The sequence below is a fragment of the Streptomyces sp. NPDC059851 genome, from assembly GCF_042732005.1.
In the GTDB taxonomy this organism is placed as follows: Bacteria; Actinomycetota; Actinomycetes; order Streptomycetales; family Streptomycetaceae; genus Streptomyces.
Genome location: NZ_JBHWJJ010000030.1, coordinates 20,319 through 27,861, shown reverse-complemented (window position 1 = coordinate 27,861; position 7,543 = coordinate 20,319). Strand labels below are relative to the sequence as shown.

At 74.9% G+C, this 7,543-nt stretch carries 6 protein-coding genes and 1 pseudogene; 4 read left to right on the top strand and 3 right to left on the bottom strand.

All coding sequences use genetic code 11. The features are described 5' to 3' along the window. Nucleotides 1-51 precede the first annotated feature (51 nt). From ACFV7Q_RS13440 to ACFV7Q_RS13430, 3 genes are all read left to right on the top strand, one after another. A complete protein-coding gene (locus ACFV7Q_RS13440; protein ID WP_385427820.1) occupies nt 52-945 on the top strand; it encodes a sensor histidine kinase in 894 nt (297 codons plus the stop codon). Further along, the gene (locus ACFV7Q_RS13435) at nt 942-1,616 is read left to right on the top strand and encodes a response regulator (RefSeq protein ID WP_385427817.1); all 675 of its coding nucleotides are present in this window, start codon (nt 942-944) and stop codon (nt 1,614-1,616) included. The genes ACFV7Q_RS13440 and ACFV7Q_RS13435 overlap by 4 nt, the downstream gene beginning before the upstream one ends. Nucleotides 1,617-1,909: 293 nt before the next feature. Beyond that, complete coding sequence (locus tag ACFV7Q_RS13430) at nt 1,910-4,306, top strand: TIM-barrel domain-containing protein (protein ID WP_385427814.1); 2,397 nt, start codon at nt 1,910-1,912, stop codon at nt 4,304-4,306. Nucleotides 4,307-4,369: 63 nt separating this feature from the next. Here ACFV7Q_RS13430 and ACFV7Q_RS13425 read toward each other — a convergent pair whose 3' ends face one another. Then, on the bottom strand, nt 4,370-4,948 hold the full coding sequence (locus ACFV7Q_RS13425) for a DUF6817 domain-containing protein (RefSeq protein ID WP_385427811.1): 579 nt from the start codon (nt 4,946-4,948) through the stop codon (nt 4,370-4,372). Nucleotides 4,949-5,125: 177 nt separating this feature from the next. Here ACFV7Q_RS13425 and ACFV7Q_RS13420 point away from each other — a divergent pair, with 177 nt between their 5' ends. Continuing rightward, entirely contained in the window at nt 5,126-6,034 is a 909-nt protein-coding gene (locus ACFV7Q_RS13420; RefSeq protein WP_385427808.1) for a LysR family transcriptional regulator, read from the top strand. On the opposite strand, the pseudogene ACFV7Q_RS13415 reads toward ACFV7Q_RS13420, so the two are convergent. Both ACFV7Q_RS13415 and ACFV7Q_RS13410 read right to left on the bottom strand, forming a co-directional pair. Then, nucleotides 5,996-7,312: pseudogene (locus ACFV7Q_RS13415) on the bottom strand (MFS transporter); the annotation flags it as partial. The gene ACFV7Q_RS13420 and the pseudogene ACFV7Q_RS13415 sit on opposite strands and share 39 nt — an antisense overlap. Next, the gene (locus ACFV7Q_RS13410) at nt 7,309-7,473 is read right to left on the bottom strand and encodes a hypothetical protein (RefSeq protein ID WP_385427805.1); all 165 of its coding nucleotides are present in this window, start codon (nt 7,471-7,473) and stop codon (nt 7,309-7,311) included. The pseudogene ACFV7Q_RS13415 and the gene ACFV7Q_RS13410, both read right to left, overlap by 4 nt. Nucleotides 7,474-7,543: the final 70 nt, after the last annotated feature.

Sequence of the window (7,543 nt, the reverse complement as noted above, 5' to 3'; positions counted from 1 at the left end):
GCCGCCATCGCGGTCGCCCTCTACTGGGTGGCCGGGTTAAACGGGGGGCGGGTGGGGGTGGGGGGGGCCGCCGCGACCGTACCGCTGTCCCTGCTCGGCCACTCCGGCGACGGCAGCGCCCCGGAATCCTGGCTGTGGGGCCTGCTCGGCAACACGGTCGCCGCACTCCTGTGCGCCGGCGCGGGTGCGGCGGTGCGCCGTCGGGCCAGGGAGGCCGAGGTCCACCGCACCCTCCTCGCCGACCGAGCCGTCGCCGAGGAACGCCGCCGGATCGCCCGCGAGCTGCACGACATCGTCGCCCACCACATCACGACCATGCAGCTGATGGCCGGAGGCGCCCGCGCCAACCTGGCCCACGACCCCGGCGCGGCCCGCGAGGCCCTGATCACGCTGGAGGACTCCGGCCGCATCGCACTGCGCGAGATGCGGCAGCTGCTCGACGTACTGCGGGCCGGGGACGAGCCGGAGCGGGAGGGGACGCCACCGGGGCCCCAGCCCGGGGCCGACGACCTCGCCCGGCTCGTCACGGAGTCCCGACTCGCCGGGACGGAGACCGATTTCACCGTGGACGGGCCGGTACGCGCCCTGCCGCCGAGCGTGGGCCTGACGGTGTACCGCATCGTCCAGGAGGCCCTGACCAATGCCCGCCGGCACGCCGGGCGGGCGCGGACCCACGTACGACTGACCTACCGCCCGACCGAGGTGCGCGTCGAGGTCCGCAACGACCGGGCGGAGTCGGCGCACGCTCCGGCGCCGGGGTCCGGGTACGGTCTGATCGGCATGCGCGAACGCGTCGCCCTCCAGGGCGGAACCCTGGCGGTGGGAGCCGTCGACGGAGGCGGCTTCCGGGTGGCGGCCCGCATCCCCGCCGGTGCGGCGGGGGACCGGGCGCGCGCCGGGGGAGGAGAGCGCGCCGGGGGAGGGGAGGAGGTGCCGCACCAGTGATCCGCGTGTTGATCGCCGATGACCAGCCGCTGGTCCGGCGCGGCTTGGCCCTGATCCTGGCCCCGGTCCCGGACGTCGAGGTCGTGGGCGAGGCGGGCGACGGCGCCGAGGCCGTCGCCCTCGCGCGGCGGCTGCGGCCCGACGTGGTCGTCATGGACATCCGGATGCCGGTCCTCGACGGGGTCGGCGCCACCGGGGAACTCGCCCGCGCCCTCCCCGGGACCCGGGTACTGGCCCTGAGCACCTTCGACATGGACGAGTACGTCGTCGCCGCCCTGCGCGCCGGCGCCCACGGCTTCCTCCCCAAGGACGTCTCCCCGGAGGAGCTGACCGCCGCCGTGCGCACCGTGCACGCCGGGGAGGCGGCCGTGGCGCCGCGGCTGCTGACCCGGCTCATCGCGGCGTACGTCCGCACCCCCCAACCGCCGTGCGGCCCGGCAGCGGCCGTGGAACCCGCCGGACTCACCCCGCGCGAGCGGGAGATATGGCGGCTGATCGCCGCCGGCCTGGACAACGCGGGGATCGCCCGGGAGCTGGACCTCAGCGTCTCGACGGTGAAGAACCACATCACGGGCCTCTTCACCAAGCTCGGCGTCCGCGACCGGGCGCAGGCCGTGATCACGGCCTACGAATCCGGCCTGGTGGTGGCCGCCCGGGGGCACGCACGCTGACCGGCCGGGAGCCGGCACGGTCCGCCCGTGGGCCCGGCCCGGAGCCGGTCCGGGAACCTCCTGGCGCCAGGGCCCCGGCCGGCCCGGGGCGGTCGATCCGCGGGAGGCGCGCACCGTTCCCACGGGCAGGTGGCGGCGGACGGATCGGGGGACCCGTGGCCGAGTATGCGCGAAGCTGCTTGTTTATCGGCCAGTTCGAGCAGCTTTCTCCAACTGATCTCCGCGGCTCGCTATGTTGCCAGGCGCATGCCAAAGCGGTGTGTCCGTGACACGGACCGCACGAGGAGCTGCCCATGACACTGTTCGGCATCCGTACGAGCCCGCGCGGGCGGCGGCACGGCCTCCTGGCCGCACTGGCCGCGGGGGGCCTGGCCATGGCGGGGCTCTCCGCCGCCGGGCCGCTGAGCCTCACCGCCTCCGCCGCTGCGGCCGCGGTCCCGGCCACGGCGGGGGACGTCACCGGATTCTCCCGGTCGGGGAACACCTTCACCGTCACCACGTCCAGCGGAGCCAAGGCCCGCGTGGTCATCGCCCGCGCCGACGTCTTCCGGCTCTGGCTCTCGCCCGACGGCACCTTCACCCACGACCCGGCCGGCTCCGACCTGGCCGTCACCACCGACTTCGGCCCCGTCAGCGCCGGCTGGACCGACGCGGGCTCCCACTACCGGATCACCACCGGCTCCCTGAACATCCGCGTCCACAAGTCGCCCCTCACCTTCTCCGTCTACCGGGCCGACAACACCAGCCTCGTCTGGGCGGAGAGCCGGCCCACCACATGGACCGCCAACCGCACCACCCAGTACCTGACCCGCGGCACGGACGAGCAGTTCTACGGCACCGGCCTGCGGCTCGGGGAGTGGGCGCTGCGCGACAAGACCGTCCCGGTCGCCGTCGACAACAAGTGGCGCGAGAACGGCAACGCCAGTCCCGCTCCCTTCTACATGTCCACCAACGGCTACGGCGCCATGCGCAACACCTGGGCCCCCGGCTCGTACGGGTTCGGCGCCCCCACCGCCCTCACCCACGACGAGAAGCGGTTCGACGCCTGGTACTTCACCGGCGACTCCCCCAAGGCCGTGCTCGACGGCTACACCGACGTCAGCGGCAAGCCCTTCCTGGCCCCGCTGTGGGGCCTGGAACTCGGCAACGCCGACTGCTTCAACGCCTCCAACCCCGACTACCAGGGCGACCACCGTCGGCCGCGCCACCAGACCACCCCCGACGTCGTCGGGTACGCGGACGACGCCCGGGCCGCCGACATGCCCTCGGGCTGGTTCCTGCCCAACGACGGTTACGGCTGCGGCTACACCGCCCCCCTGGAGCAGACCGTCGACGCCCTGCGGGCCAGGGGTTTCAGGACCGGTCTGTGGACCTCCACCGGGCTCGCGGACATCGCCCGGGAGGTCGGCTCCGCCGGCTCCCGGGCCGTGAAGACCGACGTGGCCTGGATCGGCAGCGGCTACGCGTACGCGTTCCGGGGCGTGCAGCAGGCCGTCGACGGCATCGAGAAGAATTCCGACGCCCGCCGGTTCGTCTGGACGGTCGACGGCTGGGCCGGCACCCAGCGCAACGCCGTCGTGTGGACCGGCGACACGTACGGCACCTGGGACGACATGCGCTGGCACGTCCCCGCCATCGCCGGAGCCGGCCTCTCCGGGCTCAACTACGTCGCCGGCGACGTCGACGGCATCTTCGGCGGCAGCCCGCGGACTTACACCCGCGACCTCCAGTGGAAGGCCTTCACCCCGGTCTTCATGACCATGTCCGGTTGGGGCGCCACCAACCCGTCCCCCGGTTACCAGGACAAGCAGCCCTGGCGTTTCGACGAGCCCTACCGGTCCATCAACCGGAAGTACCTCCAGTTGAAGATGCGCCTGATGCCGTACCTGTACACGATGAGCCGCACCGCCCACGAGACCGGCGTGCCCACGACCCGCGCCATGGTCCTCGAATACCCCGACGACCCGGTGGCCCGGGGCAACCTCACCAGCGGCCAGTTCATGGCCGGTGACTCCTTCCTCGTCGCGCCGGTCGTCTCCGACACCGCCGTCCGCGACGGCATCCACCTGCCCGCCGGGACGTGGACGGACTACTGGACGGGGAAGACGTACGCCGGGCCGGGGCGGCTCGACGGCTACCGGGCGCCCCTCGACACCCTGCCGCTGTTCGTCAAGGGCGGCGCGATCGTCCCGATGTGGCCGCAGATGAACCACACCGGGGAGAAGCCCGTCTCCACCCTCACCTACGACATCCACCCGCGCGGAGCCTCCTCGTTCAGCCTGTACGAGGACGACGGCCTCACCCGGGCCCACCAGTCCGGCGCGTACGCCCGCCAGCAGGTCGAGGTCACCGCCCCGGCCGCCGGACCGGGCACGGTCACCGTCTCCGTGGGCGCCTCCGTCGGCGACTACGCGGGCAAGCCCGCCGCCCGCGGCTACGAGTTCACCCTCCACGTGGCCTCCGCGCCCGGCCGGGTCACCTCCGACGGCGCCGTCCTCACGCGCCTGACCTCCAAGGCCGCCTACGACGCGGCTGCGACCGGCTGGTACTTCGACCCGGCCGACCGTGGTGGCGTGCTGTGGGTGAAGTCCGGTACGAAGTCCGGGCCGTTCACCGTCACCGCCACCGGTACCACCGTCCCGGCCGCAGACCCGGTGCCGGCCGTCCCCGCCCGGCCGTCCGCGCCCTGACCCGGGCCGCACGGCCCGACTGCCCGGCCCCACGGCCCGGCCCGGCCCTGTCCGGTCCGGGCGTCAGGCGTCCGCGAGTACGGCCCGGCACTCCCGCAGTGCCGGGCCGCTCAGCAGCCCCCGCCAACGGTCGAACAGCTCGCGCAGGTCCGGGCCGTACGCCGACCGGAACGCGGGGTCGGTGCGGGCCAGGTCCAGCTCGTTCGCGGCCGTCAGCTCGGCGAAGTCCCGCCGCACCCCCGGGTCCGGGGAGTGGACGCGGCCCGTGAACCGGTCCCGGAAGGCCGCCGTACCGGCGGTGAGCAGCGGGTACGAGGCCGAGCGGTCGCAGCCGGCGTACAGGTAGGCGATCGCCTCGGCCCCGTCCCCGATGACCGCGGCCAGGTCGGCCCGGCGGCCCACCGGCAGCAGGGCGGTGGCGAAGCCGTCGGTGCCGTAGGCCGCGTGGCAGAGGCCGGCGAGCCGCAGCTCGGGCCGCGCACCCCAGGAGGCGAGCAGTGCCTCCACGCGCACGAGGTGGGCGAGGAGCGTCCCGCCGGGATGCGGGATGCGCTCGGCGCCCAGCCCGCGCAGCAGCGCGAGTGCGCCGGCGGTGCGGCTCCCCGGCCGTTCGACGGGCTCCGGTGCTGCCGGGGTGGTCATGGCTCGACTCCGGTTCTCGTGAGGGGTCGGCACCCGTCACCGCCCTTCCCCGCGTCCGGACCGGCGGCGCGGGCGGGGACGGGTTGCCGCCCTGGGACCCGCAAAGATCGTCGTCCAGCCGTACACCCAAGTCAATCCTCTGAATCCCTATCAACCCCCAAGCACTAGCTTGGATCCATGACCCTCGACGACCTGCGCGTCTTCGTCGCCGTCTGCCGGGCCGGCAGTCTCAGCGCCGTTGCCCGCGACCTCGGCTGCACCCAGTCCGCCGTCAGCCAGCACGTCCGCCGCCTGGAGAAGCAGATCGGAACCGGCCTGCTGGCCCGCCACGCCCGCGGCGTGGTCCCCACCGTGGCCGGACGGATCCTCCAGGCGGCCGCCGCCGACGGCATCGCCGGCCTCGACGGGGCGCTGCGCCGTCTGGAGGACCTCGTCCGCGGGGACACCGGATCGGTCCGCATCACGACGGGGGCGACGACCGTCCGCCACTTCATGTCCGAGGCGGTCGTCGGATTCCGCCGCCGCTACCCGAGCGTCAGCCTGGAGTTCCAGACCGAGAACTCCAGTCGCAGCTGCTTCGACGCCCTCGCAGCCGAGGACCTGGACCTCGCCTGGATCACCATCGGCAAGCCGGTGCGCGGCATCGAGCAGCGCCCCGTCATGGAACTGCCCTGGGTCCTCGCGGTCGGCGCCGACGACCCCCTCGCCTCCCGGCCCCGCATCGACACCGCCGACCTGGCCGGCATCCGCCACATCCGGCTCCCGGAGAACTCGACCTCCCGTGCCCACCTCGACGCCGCCCTCGCCGAAGCGGGCATCGCCATCCGCTCCGACACCGGGGTGGCCGACTGGGACACCGCCCTGTTGCTGGCCGAACTAGGGCTGGGCCACGCCGTCGTGCCCGCGCTGCCCGGCTGGCGGGTACCCGGATCCGGCGGCCCGCTGCGACTCGTCCCGGTCCCCGACCTGCCGCCCCTCCCGGTCGGCTGGGCGGTACGCCGTTGGTCCGCCCTCTCCCCGCTGGCCCGGGTCTTCGCCGACGACGTCGCCCGCAGCTGCCGGGCGCGCGCCGCGAGGCAGGAGTGACGCCGGCAACAGCCCGACCCCAGCGAGGGCAGCCAGGACGAGGAGCGCCGCCGGCGAGGCCCCGGCACCCGCGGCGACGGCGGTCCCGAACGCGGGCCCCACGTTCATCGCGGTCTGCTTGAGCCCCCCGACGACCCCCGCACACCCGGGCGGAGCGTCCCCGACCACGGTCCCGGTGGCGGTCACCATGACGGTGGCGAAGCCCGCGCCCAGCACCGCGAACGCCGCCGTGACCGCCGGCCCGGACCAGGCGCAGAGCCCGGCGATTCCGGCGGCGACGAGGGCCGTACCCCCGAGCGCGGTCCGGCGCGGTCCCCACCGCCGTAGCAGTATCCCGGCCGCCGGCGCACCGGCGGCCATGCACGCGGTGAGCGGCAGTACCAGCAGGCCGGTGGCCAGCGGGTCCAGCCCCCGCCGCTCCTGGAGCAGGAAGGTGGCCGTGAACAGGGCCCCGAACATGCCGGCGGAGACGCACAGCAGGAGTCCCAGCGACGCGGCGACCGGCACGGACCGCGCCACGGCGGGCGGAACCAGCGGCTCCGTGGCACGCCGTTCACGGCGCACGAACCAGGCGGCGATCCCCGCGGCACCGCCCAGTCCCATCAGTGTCGGCGCGGACAGCCATCCGTGCCCGGGTACGCCGGCCAGCGCGTGCACGAGGACCGCGAGGGCGGCGGCGAGCAGGGCCGCGCCCACCGGCTGCGGCCCGCCGGGAGTAGTCCGGTCCGGTGCCGGTGCCCGGACGGCGAGCACCAGGACGGCGATCGCCAAGGCCACCGGCACGTTCAGCCAGAACACCGACCGCCACCCCGCGTGCGCGACCAGCAGCCCCCCGAGCAGCGGGCCGGCCGCCGCGGCCACGCCGATCGCCCCGGTACGCACGGCCACCGGCCCGGCGAGCCGCTCGGCCGGGTACGCCAGCCGCAGCAGGGCGAGCGTCGCCGGCTGGAGCAGGGCCCCGAACACACCCTGTACGGCCCGCAGGGCGATCACCCAGCCGGCCCCGGGGGCCACCGCGATGCCCGCCGAGGCCGCGGCGAAACCCAGGACGCCGAGCATCAGCAGCCGGGCGTGCCCGTACCGGTCGCCGAGGCGGCCGGCGCTGACGAGGAACGCGGCCACGGCGAGCAGGTAGGCGGTGCTGGTCCACTGCACCTGCGCCACGCTCGCCCCGAGGTCGCGGCGCAGGGCCGGCTGCGCCACGCTGAGCACCGTTCCGTCGAGGGCGACGAGCATCGCGCCCGCGACGCTGACCACCAGCGCGGTCCGCTGCCTCATGAGGCGGCCCGGCCGAGGGGGGCGTCGAGGGTCGCGTCGACGAGCCGTTCGAACAGGGGCGGCGTCGAGGTGCGCGGCCCGACGGCGGCGCTGCCCCCGGTCAGCAGGGGGTCGACGCCCACGTCGATCAGCCGTTCCCGAAGCGGTCTCTCCTGGTCCATGGCCCCTGTCTACCCGATCAAGGTAGACAGTGTCTACTCGATGGCCGCGGCGAGGGCGCACCCCCGGCCG